This window comes from Neobacillus drentensis NBRC 102427, assembly GCF_001591445.1.
GTDB classification, from domain to species: domain Bacteria; phylum Bacillota; class Bacilli; order Bacillales; family Cytobacillaceae; genus Neobacillus; species Neobacillus drentensis.
The window spans coordinates 83,335-100,415 of sequence record NZ_BCUX01000023.1; the positions used below are offsets into that span (position 1 = coordinate 83,335).

Consider the following 17,081-nt stretch of genomic DNA (forward strand, 5'->3'; position numbering starts at 1 on the left):
TGGACTAGTTTTACCGGTAGTACTTTATTTTTCGAATAAGATTCATTATTTTGCCCAAAAATAATAATGGTCTGAAGTTTTTTACATATCAATAAAAAGTCGTAAAGGACGGACATATGCTGAGGTGAGGAAACATGGTATGGAAATGGAAACAAAAGCAGCAACTCATGAATTATAACGTGGAAGGTTATTATATCATCGACCAAAAATTAAACACTGAGCGGAATTCAACATTAGTTTCGGTGATTACACCCGTTTATAACGCTGAAAATTACCTGAGGAAAACGATTGACTCCGTCCTAAATCAATCCCTAGGCATGGAGAATATTGAATTTATATTAATCGATGATTGTTCTACCGATTCCTCAAGAGATATTTTATTAGAATACTCTTCAAAATTCGCTAACCTCATCGTTGTTTTTCTAAAAAGAAATACTGGCACACCTGGTCGCCCGCGTAATATCGGTATACAGTTGGCTAGCTCTAAATATATTACATTCTTAGATGCCGATGATTGGCTTGAACCCAACGGCCTGGAAGTATTATCGACCATCTTAGCGGAAACAGGTGATGATTATGCCGTAGGTAAAACTATTCAGATTCAATCCAAAGGGAAGACAATTATCGGTGAGCATGAATCCTGTAAAGAAAGAAGAGGTGAATCACCCTTTTCGATTCCTCATATCTTCCATCATTTAGGACCAAGAGCTCGCATGATAAAAACAAGTGTAATAAAGGACAATCAGATATTATTTCCAGAAATGAAATTTGCTGAAGATAAGCAATTTTTTATTGATGTTTTAACACATTGCCGGACGATTTCTACGACACAACATCCCATTTATTATTTAAATCGGCTCGATAATGAAAACACACGTTTGTCTAATCAAACCAACATTATTCAAAAGACAAATTGTAACCTTAAAGTGATTAATCATATCATCAATAAAAAGTTAGATTTAGAAAAAGAGAAGATGGTTTTAAATCGACTGTATGAATTTGATTCGATTTCAAGGTTTTTTCATACACCTCATTTTCAAAAAACTAAGCTTAAAATTGTTTATTACTATATGCTTAACCAAGTGTTAAAAACAACGAAAAAGTTAAATTATGAGTTTTCCGAGGAATTCATCCAACCAATGAACAAGATGGTATATAATCTGTACTGTGATCGTAAATATAAGCAGCTGGAGAGCCTTTTTGCGTGGGAAAAGAAGGAAAAAATAAAGGAGGTTATCATTAAAGAGAATCTCCCCTTTGTTGTTGTTCCCTTCCTAGAAGACAAATACAAATATATCAGGATTCCTATGCATTCTGTTTTTGAAAAAGAATATGTGGATAAAAATAGATATTATCTTAAATTTAACGTGTTTGGTGATTATCTAGATTCAATCACACACGGACTAATTCGTGATACTAAAAATGCCTTGAATGAATCTTCCCTGCCTGTCAGCGTAGATAAAAGTGGGGATGGCATATTAGAGGTAGATTTAAATTTATTAAACCACCTGCCCACATCAACCTATTCGATCTTTTTATGTTTTAATGATTATTTAAAAATTAATATCAGAAAACAGATACCAAGTAAGAAGCAATATCAGTATAGGAATCGTGATTTTACCTTTTATAATACTATCTATTCGAACGTTGGATTAAAAATAACTACCATTAGCATAAGTTAAAGGGACAGCGGTTACTGTCCCTTTAATTAATATTAAAAAATGTCTAGTTCTCTTTTTCCGCAACCTGATCATTTTTTTCATAAACAAGCCAATTGGAACCATTGATTTTGTTATTTTCTGCTTGACTCTATTCTGTTCGGAACCAGTCAATAAAGTAGGCTGATAATCATTCCGCGAGGAAACCGAAGAGATAGAAAATGGCACAACGCTGATTTCCTTCGTTTCATCTAACGCTCCATTTTTCAAATGAAAGGTTTGTTGAAACACAAACATATCCTTATCACTTGGATTTCTATTTCCGCCAAACATAAAGTTGCCTAAACTATAGACAATAAATTTCCCCTTATCAGGTTTTTCCTTGAGGTTGGTGCTTTTTGAAGTTGCATTCTCTTCCATCTTACGACTGTTCAAATAAAAGCCACCAGCAATCAGCAAAATTGCAACAACGATAATGACGGGGATAAATGATTTTTTCCGCCCTCGATATTTGTCTTTTCTACTCTCCATAATCCAAATTACCCCTTTAATTCACTTAACTTTCCTTATTCTACAATAATTCCAATTATTCCACTATAAAAAAATAAAACCCACGGCTGTCTCTTGTAGAAAGACAGACATGGGTTTTGGAGTTGAATATTTTTACAAGCGAGAGAATTCCTCTACTAAATCACCAAACCTTTTCATTGAATTTTCGATTGGATAAGGAGTGGTTAGGTCGACACCCGTCTTTTTTAACAGTTCCAGAGGGTAATCCGAACTGCCGCTTTTTAAGAATTCCAAATAGGAAGTTAGCGTTTCTTGGTCCCCATCAAGAATCTTGGTTGCCAAATGGATAGCAGAAGCAAATCCGGTAGCATACTTGTAAACATAGAAAGGACGGTAGAAATGAGGGATTCTTGACCATCCAAATTTTACTTCCTCATCGAAGACAACCTCATCCCCATTGTATTCCCGGAATAAAGTCTCATAGGTTTGATTAAATACTTCCACATTTAAAGGAAGCCCCTTCTCTGCCATTTCATGTGTTTTCATCTCAAACTCAGCAAACATGACTTGTGTAAAAAATGTTCCTTTAAATTGATCAATGAAATGATTGACTAAATGCTTCCGAACATCGGGATTTTGCTCATTGTTTAATAAATAGTTAATTAACAGAACCTCATTGACGGTAGATGCCACTTCAGCAACGAAGATACTGTACCGAGCAGTAATTTGCGGCTGGTACTGAGAACTCAAGCGGCTGTGGACACCGTGCCCGCACTCATGAACCAACGTGAATAAACTGTCCAAATCGTCCTGATGATTAAGAAGGATATAAGGATGGACCCCGTAGACACCAAGATTATAGGCACCTGAACGCTTTCCGGGTGTTTCTCTAACATCTAGATACCGAGCAGTTTTAAATTCCTTTAGGATATGGATGTAATCCTCTCCAAGCGGAGCTAAGGCCTTACACATCGTGTCATAGGCTTCCTCATATGAAATCACTTGTTTTACACCGCCGACAAGCGGGACACTCATATCATATTGACGAAGTTCATCCAGCTCCAACTTTTCCTTACGAATACGTGAATAATGATGAAGTGGACCAATATTATCTTTGGTTGTTTTGATCAGATTCTCGTATACCTCTTTCGGGACTTTATCCCCAAACAGTGCCTTTTCTAGTGCGGATGGATATTGACGGATTTTAGCTGTCGTCACATTATTTTTAATGGCGGCTGAAAGGGTAGCAGCAATCGAATTTTTCAATTGCAGGTAGGGCTGGTAATACGCCTTAAAGGCCTCTCTTCGCTTTTCTCGATCCGTATCTTCAATTAACTTAGAGTACATGCCTCTAGTTAGTTCCACACGATCGCCGTTCTCACTAGTAACTTCCCCGAATTTAATATCTGCATTATTCATCATGCCAAATATGTTCCCTGGGGTCGAGAGTGCTTCACCTAACTGCGAGAGAACAGCTTCTTGTTCTTTGGTTAGTACATGCTGCTTATAACGAAACGACTCCCATAAATCCTCCGCAAAGTAGTCTAGCTCTTTTTCTGCGGATATGTAGGCTTTTAAAGTTTCTTCATCAAGGCTTAATAAATAAGGCATAAAGAAAGAGGTAGCCGCACTAACCTTAACACTCAGTTGTTTTGCTCTGTCTAAATGGGACTGTGCCTGGGAATCCCTCGTATTTTCATCTACACTCAACATGGCATAGGCATAAATTTTGTTGAAGGTATAAGATAACTCTTCTCTTTGCTTTAGATATTGATACAGTGAGTGTCCATCTTGAATGTTCCCATCATATTGCTTTAGGTTCGCCGCCATCTTTTCAATCAGCAGATAATCCTCTTCCCATTTCTTAATATCTGAATAGATATCGGCTAAGTTCCACTTTTCATGTGCAGGGACTTCATTTCGATTTGTATAGGTCACCATTTGCCCATCCGCTCCTCTCAATGTAAAAAATTTCAAAAATAGCTTCTATCCTCTATCATAATAAATATATTCCTAAATTCCTATTCGCAAGCCTAAAAAAAAAGCAAACAGGACATCGAAATGACCTGCTTGCTTAAATCAATCAATTATCTGGTTAACTCTTTCTCAATCACTGCCAATCTTTCTTGGACCTCTTCCTCGCTTAACCCGTGTTGAGCAACATAACGGTTGCGAGGATGGACCCTGCACTCATGTGAACAGCTGCGTAAGTGTTTATGTTCATTTTCTTCAGAGCAAAGAATTTTTTTATTACATTCTGGGTTGGCACAATTGACGTATCGTTCACATGGCTCACCAGTAAAATAATCTTTCCCGACAATAATATGCTCTTTTTGGTTAACAGGAACACTTATTCGCTCATCGAAAACATAGAGTTGTCCATCCCATAAATCGCCTTGGACTTCAGGGTCCTTACCGTAGGTGACAATTCCTCCCTCTAATTGTGATACATCTTCAAAGCCTTCTTTCAATAACCAGCCTGAGAATTTTTCACAACGAATTCCACCAGTACAATAAGTAAGAATCTTTTTACCTTCAAACTCCTGCTTATTTTCCCGTATCCATTGTGGAAGGTCACGGAAGTTTAAAATATCCGGTCTTACCGCCCCTCTAAAATGACCTAGATCATATTCATAATCATTTCTGGCGTCGATGACCACCGTATCTTCCTTTTTCATTTCAGCAAAGAAATCTTTTGGTTTTAGATGCTTACCAGTTTGTACGTTCGGATCGACATCATCTTCCAAACGCAAAGTAACAAGCTCCGGTCTACAACGCACCCGCATCTTTTTGAACGCATGCTCAGTCGCTTCATCTATTTTAAAAATAGTCCCTGCAAATAATGGATGCTCATCCATGTATTTCATATAGGCATCCGTTTGTTCAATGGTGCCTGACACCGTTCCATTGATCCCTTCCGCCGCAATGATAATTCGGCCTTTAAGGCCCATTTCATTACATGCGTTCAGATGTTCTTGAGTCACTTCTTCGGGATTCTCGATTGTTACATATTTATAATACAGTAATACTCTATATTCTTGATTCATGTTGACCACCTTACAATTTTATATATAAAAAACACGTAGTTTTTAACATTAACCTTATAATTATATCAAAAACAAGCATAGATATTCAAATTTATTCACTCTTTGATGTAGATAGGTGGATATTACCAACCGTTCTTCTTCCGCTTTTCTGTTACAATTTTATAAGTGAGAAATAATAAGGAGGAACAAAAACTATGATTAAACGTTATCTCCTCCTTGGCCTGGTAATTGCGGTTACCTTCATTGGAGGAATACTAACTGGAGTCTTTTTCACCACCAATAATGACAATCAAGATCGTCCAAATACGCTAATTTTAGAAGATGCACCAAAGTCAGCAATTAACCCAGATTCAAAAGAGTTTCCTAAATTTAATACGAAACCAGGAAAGGTACTCATTGGTTATGTTCAGGATTATCGGGATCCTAACAAGATTGATTACTCTAAACTAACACATGTCATTTTTTCGTTTGTTCATCCGACAAAAGATGGGGAAATCTTATTTAATGGTGATACAGCATTAAATAATCTTCGAACCGTTGTTTCAAAAGCAGAAAAACACGACACAAAGGTGATGCTTGCTATTGGCGGTTGGTATCACATCAAGGGCGGCGAATCCTATAATTATTTTAAACCAGCGATTTCTAATCCTAAATCACGCGCAAAACTAGTTAAAGAGCTTACTAATATTGCAGTCCGTGAAAAGCTGGACGGCATTGATATTGATTTTGAACACCCTCGTACTGAGGCAGATTCACGAAATTTGGCTGTCTTTGCAAAGGAGTTAAGTGCCCAGCTTCATCCAAAAAAGAAGGAGCTGTCCATTGCTGTTTATTCACAGATTCATGCGGTGACTTTAACGGAGGTTGGCTTTATTAAGTATGAACCTTCGATGTTCCAGCATGTCGACCATGTCAATATTATGGCCTATGATGGTCAGTGGGACGGCAGTTACAATGCAGCAAATTTATCACCCTATCCCTTTACTGAGAAAATCGTAAACTATTGGTCTAATCTTTTCGAGAATCAGAAACTTTCAAAAGAAAAACTAGTCTTAGGTGTACCTTTTTACGCTCAGCCGGAAGATCCTAAAATCAAACAGGTTTCCTTTGCCGCGATTATTAACAAGAACCCTGCGAATGCTGGAAAAGACATTGTTAAGATGAATGGCACAACTTATCATTATAATGGCAGTGCTACGATGAAAAAGAAAACACGTTTGGCACTAGATCACGGCTTTGGTGGCATGATGCTTTGGGAATCAGGACTTGATGCCCAAGGATCCCACAGTCTAACAGGGACTATTTTTACAGAATTAAAGAATTCATCAAAAGAACCATTGAAATACTATACTGCAAAAGGATATTAAATATGAAAAGGCTGTTCCCTCCATTAAATGGGGAGCAGCCTTTTAGTTTCTGTAGTAATGGATCTCTATTGGATACCTTCCCTTTACTTTTTTCATTGTTTGGTAGTCAATGATTTACTTCGAATTAAAGGTAACATTTATTTGAACAATTTCAGAGCGTGTCCCGATTCGAATCGGTGTTCCCCAAAAACCATAGCCCGATGAGACAATCGATTGCAGCTTATCTTTCTTTAAATAGCCCCAATCATTTTCATAAATCATGTTTGTAATTAAATTCATCGGAGCAATCTGTCCACGGTGTGTATGCCCTGATAAAATTAAGTCCACGCCGTTTTTTAAGGCGATGTCAAAATCATAGGGCTGGTGTTCCAGGAGGAAGACCGGTTTCGTTAAATCAACCTGCTTTATTAAATCGGAAAGTTCCGCACGAGATACATCTTGATAGCCCCTGTCTTTCCTGCCTATGAGTGTAATTCCATTTTCCAAAACAAGTGTTTCATCCGCTAAAAGCTTCATTCCGCTTTCATTGAACACCTTTTTTAGGTCAACACCTTCATCACGGTCATGATTTCCAAAAGAAGCATATACCGGTGCTTTAATTTGCTTTAGTATGTCAGGAATTCCTTCATCAAGATAAGGCTTCACGTCATCGTCAATGATATCGCCGGGGAAGAAAACAAGATCAGGTTCCATCGCATTAATATGTTGAACAAGATTTTCCGCATGCTTTGCACCTGCTAACGTCCCAAGATGCATATCGGATGCCATCACAATGTTTAGACTTTGTTTCCCTTCCACAGGCTTAGCTATATGTATTTGATAATTTTTGATTACTGGGGTATACGCGTTATAAATACCAAAAGCAAAGAATGCTACCATCCCGATGAGCACAGTATGCCCAAACCACTTTATGACAGTATGTTTAGATAGAGGAGTAAATTTCGTCAAATAGATTAGCAGATTAATTAGCGGTAGAACTATAAGTAAAAAATAAAAAGCTCCCAGCCAAATCGCACCTATCCAGGTAAGCACTTCACTATCTTCAACAAAGCGCCCGAAAACAAAGGAATATCCGAACAGAACAAGAATGAGCCAAAATACGTACTTCACCTGCTTTTTGTCTCCAATGATTATTTTTAACCATTTCCAGCCATTCCAGCCTATGTAAAATAAAAGCATATTGTAAATTAAGATAATACCAAGTATAAACCACACAGGAAAATCTCCTTTTACTGTTTAGAGTCGTACTTCCATTAGAACCTATTTATGGAAAAATGACAACAACTTGGTGCCTGACACCCCTTTTGACACGAATTTGTAATAAATTTTTACATTTGTCGAATATTTTTCCACACTTTTTGAAGGAGATTGTCGAAAAAAAGAGAATCAAGTTAAAGAGGTTAAAATATAGGAGGAAAAAAGATGAAAAAATTATTAACAGTTTTATGTGGAGTAGTTATTGCATTGTCGTTGTTTGTGACTACAGGGAATACGGTAAAAGCAGCAGAACCAGATGATGGTTGTACATGTCACGAACTAATTCCAATTCAAGGTGCAGAAAGAAATAAAATTGTTGCTAAGTTTATAAGTAGTGAAGTGTTTAAGGCTAAGAAATTGGAACTCCTTAAATCGGGTAATAAATGGAATGGAGCACATTCAATTGAAGTTGTCTTGCCTGCAGAGGGTGTAACAATGATTGGTGTACCTTTTATTAGTGCTGATGGCATCCAAGCAATGTACGTATTTATAAATGGAAGTTTCGTAGGTTCTGTACCAGCAGAATAAGAATAACAATAAAAATCCCAACCATTTCGGTTGGGATTTTTTTGAACCTATATTCACCCAAACTGCCAAACACTATGACTCAGATTTCCATATCGAAAACTGCGATGCAACAAAGCCGCTTTTCGACTATCATCTGCTGCTCCCAGCGCATAGAAGATCGGAATAAAGTGTTCTTTGCCATAACGGGGTACGGCATATTCAGCATTTGGAGCTAAAGAATCATACTTGAATAAGGAGTCTAAATCCCAATTATTCAAGTGGTGTGCCAACCAATCGTCAAACTCAAGCGCCCATTGGTCGACTTCGTTATCTGCCCATTTTACCGCTCTAAGATTATGAACGGTTCCTCCACTACCAATAATTAAAATATCATTTGCACGTAAGGCTGACAGAGATTTACCGATTTTATATTGTTCTTCAGGTTTTAGATTTTGATTAACGGACATCGAAATCACCGGAATATCAGCATTCGGATAAAGAAGACGAAGAACCACCCATGCCCCATGATCGAGCCCGCGTTTTGTTTCAACTTCAAATGTTACCCCATTTTCAGTAAACAAATCTTTAATTTCTTTTGAAATCTGCTGATCACCTTGGGCTGGATATTTAATGCGATACAATTCCGGATCGAAGCCACCGAAATCATAAATCGTGTCATACGTGTCGACGTCACTTACCTTTTGCATCGTTGATTCCCAATGGGCTGAAAATAAGATAATCGCCTTTGGCCGGGGCAGCGTTTGCCCAAGCTGATTTAAAAACTGAGTATAATCATTATTCTCCATCGCTAATAACGGTGCACCATGCGCAATAAAAAAAGATGGTAACATACTAATTCCCCCTATTTAGTTACTTAAACTTTTCGAAAAAGAGGTTGTTTCTTCCTTTTGTCCTTTGAAAATTAGCTGATCCAACGCGAACATTTTGCTGCCATTGATCGTAATAAACACAGCCATTGCCAACAAAGCTAAATCTAATTCATAACCTGCCATTTGTCCATTCCCTAAAAAGCCTACTGAAAGTTTCACTTTTACAGTTGCTCCAATCATCAACAAAGCAAGTAAACCTGAAACAATTCGGCTTCCTAATCCAAGAACTAAAGCTGCCCCACCAATCATCTCAACAGATGCAACACCATACGCTAAGAATCCTGGTAACCCGATACTGTCAAACCAACCAACGATATTTTCAATTCCACCTTGGAATTTAACTAACCCATGAACAAAGAAAGTAATTCCTAAGATAACTCTTAATATTAATGTACTAGCTTCAAATTTATTATTTAACATTTTTCATTTCCCCTTAGTTGTAATTTGTTTTTTATGATTTTATTTTTTATAATTTTACTTTTTCCGCTATCCATTGCATGAAATCCTTATGGTTTTCCATTGAAACTGTATGTCCTTCTTGATAAGTCTTAAAGGTGACATCAGCCCCCAACTCACGAAAATACTCATTATTTGCCAAACCCCATTCAAATGGAAGAACCTGATCCATCTCTCCATGGGAAATAAACAAGGATAGTTTATCAACTGGCTTAATGCTATACTCTTCTTTTACAAAAGCAGGAATGTAACCGCTAAGGGCAATGATACCCTTGATTCGATTCCCCAGTGCTAATCCTAAAGTCATTGAAAGGATTGCCCCCTGGCTGAAGCCGAGTAAGAACAATTGACTCTCATCTATCGGGTATTCACTACATGCATAATCAATAAATCTAGTTAGTTTACTAACTCCTTCATCGAACACTTCCCGATGCGGTTTTCCATATCCTTGAATGGTAAAATAAGCAAAACCTGGGGGTTGAGGAAGATGACCGCGAACACTGAAAATAAAAAAGCGGTCTTCTAATCCATTTACTAATGACAACATGTTCTGCTCGTTACTACCAATCCCGTGCATTAGAAACAATGCTGGATAGGTTTTAGCTGGTTCAATTTGTGCTGGCCGACGAAGCTCATAAATCATCGGTGCATTCAATTTCATCATCCTTTCTACTAGCAAATTTTTTAATACACTCCTAATAACATTAGGGTGGCTGAATATGTGAATACTAACCCTCAAAAAAGTTAAGTATTTGTAGTAATTTCAGCATTTGCATCTTAATGTGCAAAAAAGATTCATATTAAGAAACAAGTTAACAAAAAAATAAAAACATCTCTGTTTTGTTTTTAGATATGAACTTTTGTTGTTTATAAGATAACATCTTTCCACATAGATAGTCAATTGTTTTTTTCTCCAATGTGAAAAATTGTTTTATATTAGAATATAAATGAATAAAGGAACCAGATTGGTTCCTCTACTTATAATTTTATATTCGATAAAAAATTTTGAATCTCTGAAATGAGATCCATGGGATTTTCATACATACTCATATGGCCGGAATCCTTTATTAATGATTGTTTTATATTGTCTTTGCTAACCGAAAAAGTCTTATCAGAAGGGATAATTTGATCTTGCTCCCCTGCTATTAAAAGAACAGGTAATGTAGAAACTTCTAATAGATGATTACGGTCAGGCCGATTCTTCATCGCATTTAGGGCATCTATTGCACCCTCTGCTGAAGTAGTATAGCCTATCTCCATCGCTTCACCTACGTAATTCTCATCCTGGTTTTCCGGCGAGAAAAGTTTTGGTACCAAACCGTCGATTAGCGAGTAGATTCCTGACTGGTTTACTTTTTCAATATTGGCTAGCCTGCCTTTTTTCGCCTCTTCCGAATCTGGAAAGGCGGTTGAATGAATAAGAGAATATCCATTTAATTGACCGCTATATTTTTCTGCGAAGGCAAGTGTGATGTAGCCGCCTAACGAGTGACCAAACATAGTCACTATAGGTACATTTAATTTATCCAAAAGGCTTTTTACTTGATCAGCGATATTTTCAATTGTAGTGTTACCTTTTAAGGGATCAGATTGTCCATGCCCAGGCAAATCAGGAGCTATTACCCGGTAATTAGCTGACAAAGCCGGGATAACATGTTCCCAATAACGAGAGCTTCCACAAAAACCATGCAGTAGAACAATTGGTTTCCCTGACCCGCTATCTATGTATCCTATTGATGTATCTTGGAGAGTAAGTTTCTTAAGTTCCATATAGGTTTCCACTCCAGAGTATTTTAGCTAATCTGCTCTTCAGTATTGTCTGTGCTTAGTAATATGCGTTTACTTGGAATTTGTGTAAGGTTTGATTTTTTTAATAAATAATTTAAATGTTCTATTGGCATGGAGCCATGACCTTTGCTGTCTGCTAGAATAAATTGTACAGTGACTCCATTATAACTTTGGACCGTCATCGATTCAGCTGAATTGAAAAAACCTTTAATACCCGGGGAAATTTGATATTTTGTACCTTCTTCAATTAACATTACATTACTCCTTTATAGATGTTCTTCATCAGTAGTATGCCAAGAAAGACTTTATACATACATAAATTTTCCAATTGATTGCATAGAAAATAAAAAGAGAGACTAATGAATCCCTCTTGTCCCAAGCATATTATTCATCTGTTCCTTCTTCTTCGTCCATCATTTCATCAAATGCTGCTGAAACTTTGTCGAATTCTTCATCACTTTCAATGGCGGAAAAATCACCGTCTTCATCGACCTTCAGAAAAAAGATATCAATATCTTCATCTGATTCTTGTCTAACATCCTCCGCAAATCCCACAGCCACATAATCATTTCCTTCTATCGTCATGACGCCTAACACTTCGACTTCTTGTTCCTCATCATTTTCATCGCTAATGGTAAAAATTTCGCCTACTTCAACTTTACTCATTTATACGTTCCCCTTTCATATAAAAAGTATATACTTTTACCATTATCTCATAAAAGAATGGGTTTCATTCGAAATTATGTATTTCCACTATATATTCGACAAAAATCTTATATAATAAATTCATAACGATTTCTAAGGAGACCTTGAAATGGATCAAAAACAGTTAGAAGAAAAGATTATCGAAAACTATCGCGGTGAAGAGAAAATGATGATTCTAGTATTTGCACAATGGTGCGTGAATCACGATCTTAATCCAGAAGACTTCTATTTACGGGCTTATCCCGATCAAGCCTCTAATCCTGCCCTAAAAGAAGCAATTGAGTTAACCGTTCCAAAAGAAGAAGCGGGTGAAGTGAGCGACGAAACCTTGCTTGGAGTGTTAGCGTTATTTGGCAATGACGACCTTGCATTTGTCGTAACGGAAGAAATCAATAGAATGAAAAAATAAGTTTTTTTAAAGCAGACATACTCTAGGAGTATTGTCTGCTTTTTGACACTAATAATGATACTCCCTGTTAACCGGCGAGGGTTTTAGTAAGAAATCCTTTAATGCCTCTCGATTTTCTTCAAGATTTATTTCAAGAACAGCTCCGGCATGGGGATAGGTTTTATTTTCAAAACTATTTTGGACGGGTATCCGTAAACTATCGATATTCTTAATCGGATAAAAGACTAGTTTAGATAAGACTGATAAAATCTCCCCTTTGTCCATATCTGATTCCACATGATTTAAACTTTCCTCCACAAAATCCGGCAGCACTGCCAGCGACTCAAAATTGCTAAATTTATTTTTCAATTGTTCCTTTACCTTGACGATAACTTCTTGTTGTCGTTTAACACGGCCAAAATCACTTTCGTCATCATGTCTAAACCGGACATATTTTAGTAATTCTCTTCCATTTAGCGCATTTTCCCCAGGCTTAACTTCCATGTTAAAATCGTCAATCATCTTTTGACTAACATTCACAGTAATACCTTCTGGCGCAATCAGATCAATGAAGTTAGCAAATCCTTCAAAATCAATCGAAATAGAATGATCCACTTGCATTCCGAAATTTTGATAAATGGTCTTTTTTAATAACTCATTTCCACCTATAAAATAAGCCTTGTTAAGCTTATCGTACCCTTTTGAGTACCCCGGGATTTTTACATAACTATCTCTCATCAGGGAGATTAACTTGATATTACCTTCTTTAGGAACATATTGAGCAATAATGATTGCGTCTGAGAAAGATTGAGGTTCGCCTCTTGAATCGCTCCCAATTAATAGGAAGTTCATGATACCTTTTTTATTTTTATGATTGGTGACATCTTCTAATTTTGATGGTGAAGAGGGATTGACTTGATGTTGGTCACTCAAATTACCAGCTGAACAGCCTCCTAATAATATAGACAATAAAATAATCATGAATATTCTCAAACTTTTCACCAACTTTCAACAATATTCGCTCAAAAGTATAAGTTACTGCCTACTTAATTTCTCATTTTTTACTTTTGATTATTCTTCCTTAACAATATCTATCCTTATATTTGCTTAACAAATATGGGATATATTGCATAAAATCCCCTATTCTACGCATAATGAGAAAAAAGTTTTTTGAGGGATTGGTGTGGATCCTCTGGGTCTTGGGGCTAAATATAAGGAACATTATCGCCGGTTTAACGAAAAACAATGGAAAAGATTTTATCCAACCGTAAAAGTTCATGTGAATGTAAAAGTGGATATCAAACAAACTGGGATTATAGATTAATTTTTTAAAATGAAAGGGATATACTTGAAGAACTTGGTCAAAATAAAATCAGGGCTTGTAGCTCAATTGGCAGAGCAACCTGAAGTCCCATCTCGTGGACTGCAGTGTGTGTTGTGGGTTCAAATCCCACCAAGCCCTTCTATTTATTAACCTTTAATCGAATATAAAAAAGGGACTAACAAACGTGTCAGTCCCTTTTTAACATTGTAATTACAGTAAACCAAAATATCTCACCGTTTGTGTGATAATCAGCGGAACAAGGATCGCGATAACGGTCGGGATAAGGAAGGCAAGAAATGTCCATTTCATACTCTTTGTTTCTTTATAAATATTTAGCAAGGTTGTGCCGCACGGATAATGAAGCAATGAGAATAACATCATATTCAATGCTGTCAGCCATGTCCAGCCATGGTTTAGAAAAATTTGTTTCAAATCCACTAAATTATCCACTTCCGTCAGTGAACCCGTTGATAAATAACCCATCAAAAGGATTGGAAGGACAATTTCGTTTGCTGGTAACCCTAAAATGAACGCCAACATGATATAACCATCAAGGCCAAGCAGTTTTCCAAACGGGTCTAAGAACTCGACGGCATACATGAGAATACTCGTGTCACCAATATATAAATTTGCAAACACCCAAGTTAATATTGCTGCAGGAGCGGCAACTTTAACAGCGCGAACTAATACGGACCAGGATTTTGTTATGGACGAACGAATTACCGTATCAAAAATCTTTGGTTTCCGATATGGCGGGAGCTCTAACGTATAATGTGTCGGTATTCCCTTTAATAATGTTTTCGACAGTGCCCAAGAAACAAAGAAAGTGACAATAATTCCAAATAGGACTATGCCGACAATGACACCGGTTGTTACTAGTGATTTAAGTCCTCCAGTAAAATTAGCTGCCATGAATAACGAAGCCAAGACAATTAATGTTCCCCACCGGCCATTACACGGAACAAAGTTGTTTGTCAAAATGGCAAGCATCCGTTCTCTTGGGGATTCAATAATCCTCGTGGAAATAACGGCAGCTGCATTACACCCAAATCCCATGGCCATTGTTAATGATTGCTTCCCATGGGCACCGACTCTTTTAAACAAACGATCCATGTTAAACGCTACCCTTGGCAAATACCCATAATTCTCTAACAGCGCAAAGGATGGGAAGAAGATGGCCATTGGCGGCAGCATCACGCTTATAACCCAGGTCGTTCCCCGGTATAACCCAAGAACCAGGATCCCATGCAGCCAATCAGGTGCATGAATAAAGGCAAAAAACGCGGTAATATATCCCTCTAAAAATCCAAAAAACTCAGCTATCATTGAAGATGGTACATTGGCCCCAGCGATGGTTAAATAAAACAAAACCCCTAACATAATTATCATAATAGGAAAACCAAAAATAGGTGAGGTAAAAATCTCATCTAGTTTTTCTGTTCGTGTATCCCTTTTCGATTTTGTGTAGGTGATTCCCTCGCCGCATAATTTATGACTGCGGTCATAAAGATGCTGGACGATGTCATCTCGCAGCTTAGAGGTCGATAACTCCTGAGCCTCTGCAAATAGTTCTTCTATACGCATAGCGCTAAACCTCCTCCGGCACTAATCGTTTACTAATTTCATTAAGTAAGGCCTCGTCTCCGTCCAGTAATCTCAAAGTTACCCAGCGAGAAGATAAATGATCTCCCACAATTTCACGTACTTTTGGTTCTATTTTCATAATCTTTGCTTCAATTTCATCCGGATAGAACATCTGAACCGGATGACATTCGATCGCTCCCGTTACAATCCGGTCAATTGTATCGAGCAGCATCGGGAAACCTTTTTTGTTTCGGGCCGAAATTTTGATAACAGGTACCCCTAACCGGTTGGTTAACAACCGCTCATTAATGTTAATGCCTTGTTCTTCCGCCACATCAATTAAATTTATACAAATAATTACGTTAGTTGTCATCTCTAATACCTGTAGTGCTAAGTTGAAATTTCGTTCTAAGGATGTTGCATCTAGCACCACAATGGTCACATCGGGTTTTTCAAACACAATATAATTACGTGCCACTTCTTCGTCAGTTGAATTCGAAAAAAGTGAATAGGTTCCTGGCAGGTCAATTAGTTGAAAGACTTTATCTTTAAACTGGACACTTCCTTGCGCAAGGGAAACGGTTTTTCCTGCCCAATTTCCGGTATGCTGTCTAAGGCCGGTTAAGGCGTTGAACAAGGTACTTTTTCCTGTATTCGGGTTTCCCGCTAAGGCAATTCGGTATTCATTCCCCATTAGATATCAGCTCCCCTTCTATTTTAGAACTCTCCTCTCTTCGGAGGGCAATCGTTGTTTGACTGACACGAAAAGCAATCGGGTCTCCCAATGGACTTTTTCGGATAACTTCCACAAGTGCTCCAGTCACAAATCCTAAATCTAATAATCTTCTTCTCATAACACCTTCTAGATTTAACTCAGTTATTTTTATCAAATTTCCTTTTTGTCCATTCACGAGTTTAATAATATTAGGTTTATCCATCTCTCTTTCCCCACCTTTAAAGTTTTTACCATGTGCAACTTTTGTTTAATTATATGTAAAAATTTCAATAATGTCTCCTAATTAGCAAAAATAAATATTATCTGCGTAGTAGAAACTAGTGTTTTATCAAAAAAATTGGAAAAATATATATTTTTCTTCATTTTAGTAATGTGTTTCACTTGAATTATTATCAGAATATGGTAATCTAATAGTAATTTTTATAATATTCAGTCATTTAAAAAGAAAAGGGAATGGAGTGGGTAAAATGTTTAATCCTTCAGGCGGGTCCTTCGAAGTGGTTAACTCGAATGTTTGTCAAAGTTGCGGGAGTGTAACTCTTCATCATGAAGCTGCTTCCACCAGTAAAAGTAAGGGGATAATGTATGCAGTATTAGGATGGCTGTTCTTTGCCATTTCGCTCCTATTTATGCCGCTATTGTTTGGTGTAGGGGCAGTATTCATGGGGGTTATGACTTTTCTTGAACGTAATCAAGTCCACGGTGCCATCCTAACTTTTTTTGCGGCAATAGGTTTAGTACTAGGGTCCCTATTTAGCTTTATGGTCTCTGGCACATTTTTCATTTAAGGCAAGAAGAACTCTTATGGATATTTTCCTAACTAGTTTACTTGTGAGATGCAAAACGGTTAATCACAAACCAATT

General features: G+C 37.2%; 19 protein-coding genes, 1 tRNA gene and 1 pseudogene. 7 read left to right on the forward strand and 14 right to left on the reverse strand.

Features of this window, described 5'->3' with window-relative positions; genetic code table 11:
- Positions 1-134 precede the first annotated feature (134 nt).
- Complete coding sequence (locus tag BDR01S_RS13065; RefSeq protein ID WP_066254893.1) at positions 135-1,682, forward strand: glycosyltransferase family 2 protein; 1,548 nt, start codon at positions 135-137, stop codon at positions 1,680-1,682.
- Between the two features lie 111 nt (positions 1,683-1,793).
- Here the strand turns inward: BDR01S_RS13065 and BDR01S_RS24900 are convergent.
- From BDR01S_RS24900 to trhO, 3 genes and pseudogenes are all read right to left on the reverse strand, one after another.
- Positions 1,794-2,027: pseudogene (locus tag BDR01S_RS24900) on the reverse strand (CapA family protein); the annotation flags it as partial.
- Positions 2,028-2,321: 294 nt separating this feature from the next.
- Positions 2,322-4,109, reverse strand: coding sequence for an oligoendopeptidase F (gene pepF / locus BDR01S_RS13075; RefSeq protein ID WP_066254898.1), 1,788 nt, complete (start codon positions 4,107-4,109; stop codon positions 2,322-2,324).
- A gap of 146 nt (positions 4,110-4,255) precedes the next feature.
- A complete protein-coding gene (gene trhO, locus BDR01S_RS13080; RefSeq protein ID WP_066254903.1) occupies positions 4,256-5,215 on the reverse strand; it encodes an oxygen-dependent tRNA uridine(34) hydroxylase TrhO in 960 nt (319 codons plus the stop codon).
- Positions 5,216-5,409: 194 nt separating this feature from the next.
- Between trhO and BDR01S_RS13085 the strand changes: the two genes are divergently transcribed.
- Positions 5,410-6,582, forward strand: coding sequence for a glycoside hydrolase family 18 protein (locus tag BDR01S_RS13085; protein ID WP_066254908.1), 1,173 nt, complete (start codon positions 5,410-5,412; stop codon positions 6,580-6,582).
- 114 nt (positions 6,583-6,696) lie between these two features.
- On the opposite strand, the gene BDR01S_RS13090 is transcribed toward BDR01S_RS13085, so the two are convergent.
- Positions 6,697-7,797 carry a metallophosphoesterase gene (locus BDR01S_RS13090; protein WP_066254911.1) on the reverse strand — a complete coding sequence of 367 codons (1,101 nt, stop codon included), beginning with the start codon at positions 7,795-7,797 and terminating at the stop codon, positions 6,697-6,699.
- A 207-nt stretch (positions 7,798-8,004) separates the two neighbouring features.
- Here BDR01S_RS13090 and BDR01S_RS13095 point away from each other — a divergent pair, with 207 nt between their 5' ends.
- A complete protein-coding gene (locus BDR01S_RS13095; protein WP_066254914.1) occupies positions 8,005-8,367 on the forward strand; it encodes a hypothetical protein in 363 nt (120 codons plus the stop codon).
- Between the two features lie 53 nt (positions 8,368-8,420).
- On the opposite strand, the gene BDR01S_RS13100 is transcribed toward BDR01S_RS13095, so the two are convergent.
- The 6 genes from BDR01S_RS13100 to BDR01S_RS13125 form a co-directional block, all read right to left on the reverse strand.
- On the reverse strand, positions 8,421-9,197 hold the full coding sequence (locus BDR01S_RS13100; RefSeq protein WP_066254916.1) for a dioxygenase family protein: 777 nt from the start codon (positions 9,195-9,197) through the stop codon (positions 8,421-8,423).
- Positions 9,198-9,212: 15 nt separating this feature from the next.
- Positions 9,213-9,656, reverse strand: a complete 444-nt coding sequence (locus BDR01S_RS13105; RefSeq protein WP_066254919.1) for a DoxX family protein — start codon at positions 9,654-9,656, stop codon at positions 9,213-9,215.
- Between the two features lie 46 nt (positions 9,657-9,702).
- Positions 9,703-10,371, reverse strand: coding sequence for an alpha/beta hydrolase (locus BDR01S_RS13110; protein ID WP_157406167.1), 669 nt, complete (start codon positions 10,369-10,371; stop codon positions 9,703-9,705).
- 299 nt (positions 10,372-10,670) lie between these two features.
- Positions 10,671-11,462 carry an alpha/beta fold hydrolase gene (locus BDR01S_RS13115; protein ID WP_066254920.1) on the reverse strand — a complete coding sequence of 264 codons (792 nt, stop codon included), beginning with the start codon at positions 11,460-11,462 and terminating at the stop codon, positions 10,671-10,673.
- A 23-nt stretch (positions 11,463-11,485) separates the two neighbouring features.
- Positions 11,486-11,734, reverse strand: coding sequence for a hypothetical protein (locus tag BDR01S_RS13120; RefSeq protein ID WP_066254922.1), 249 nt, complete (start codon positions 11,732-11,734; stop codon positions 11,486-11,488).
- 130 nt (positions 11,735-11,864) lie between these two features.
- A complete protein-coding gene (locus tag BDR01S_RS13125) occupies positions 11,865-12,146 on the reverse strand; it encodes a DUF1292 domain-containing protein (RefSeq protein WP_066254926.1) in 282 nt (93 codons plus the stop codon).
- Between the two features lie 148 nt (positions 12,147-12,294).
- Here BDR01S_RS13125 and yxiS point away from each other — a divergent pair, with 148 nt between their 5' ends.
- Positions 12,295-12,594, forward strand: coding sequence for a protein YxiS (gene yxiS / locus BDR01S_RS13130; protein ID WP_066254928.1), 300 nt, complete (start codon positions 12,295-12,297; stop codon positions 12,592-12,594).
- Positions 12,595-12,642: 48 nt separating this feature from the next.
- On the opposite strand, the gene BDR01S_RS13135 is transcribed toward yxiS, so the two are convergent.
- On the reverse strand, positions 12,643-13,554 hold the full coding sequence (locus BDR01S_RS13135; protein ID WP_066254930.1) for an LCP family protein: 912 nt from the start codon (positions 13,552-13,554) through the stop codon (positions 12,643-12,645).
- A gap of 202 nt (positions 13,555-13,756) precedes the next feature.
- On the opposite strand from BDR01S_RS13135, the gene BDR01S_RS24905 reads away from it, so the two are divergent.
- Together BDR01S_RS24905 and BDR01S_RS13140 are read left to right on the forward strand one after the other, a co-directional pair.
- A complete protein-coding gene (locus BDR01S_RS24905) occupies positions 13,757-13,897 on the forward strand; it encodes a Ger(x)C family spore germination C-terminal domain-containing protein (protein WP_169801438.1) in 141 nt (46 codons plus the stop codon).
- 51 nt (positions 13,898-13,948) lie between these two features.
- Positions 13,949-14,035: transfer RNA gene (locus BDR01S_RS13140), tRNA-OTHER, on the forward strand.
- A 72-nt stretch (positions 14,036-14,107) separates the two neighbouring features.
- Here BDR01S_RS13140 and BDR01S_RS13145 read toward each other — a convergent pair.
- From BDR01S_RS13145 to BDR01S_RS13155, 3 genes are read right to left on the reverse strand one after another with little or no spacing between them, the layout of a single operon-like run.
- Positions 14,108-15,481, reverse strand: coding sequence for a nucleoside recognition domain-containing protein (locus tag BDR01S_RS13145; protein WP_066254933.1), 1,374 nt, complete (start codon positions 15,479-15,481; stop codon positions 14,108-14,110).
- A 4-nt stretch (positions 15,482-15,485) separates the two neighbouring features.
- Positions 15,486-16,175: a FeoB small GTPase domain-containing protein gene (locus BDR01S_RS13150; protein ID WP_066254936.1), complete on the reverse strand. Its 690-nt coding sequence runs from the start codon at positions 16,173-16,175 to the stop codon at positions 15,486-15,488.
- The gene (locus BDR01S_RS13155; RefSeq protein WP_066254942.1) at positions 16,165-16,419 is read right to left on the reverse strand and encodes a FeoA family protein; all 255 of its coding nucleotides are present in this window, start codon (positions 16,417-16,419) and stop codon (positions 16,165-16,167) included. Before BDR01S_RS13155 ends, BDR01S_RS13150 begins: the two co-directional genes overlap by 11 nt.
- Positions 16,420-16,684: 265 nt before the next feature.
- Between BDR01S_RS13155 and BDR01S_RS13160 the strand changes: the two genes are divergently transcribed.
- A complete protein-coding gene (locus tag BDR01S_RS13160) occupies positions 16,685-17,005 on the forward strand; it encodes a hypothetical protein (RefSeq protein WP_066254946.1) in 321 nt (106 codons plus the stop codon).
- Positions 17,006-17,081: the final 76 nt, after the last annotated feature.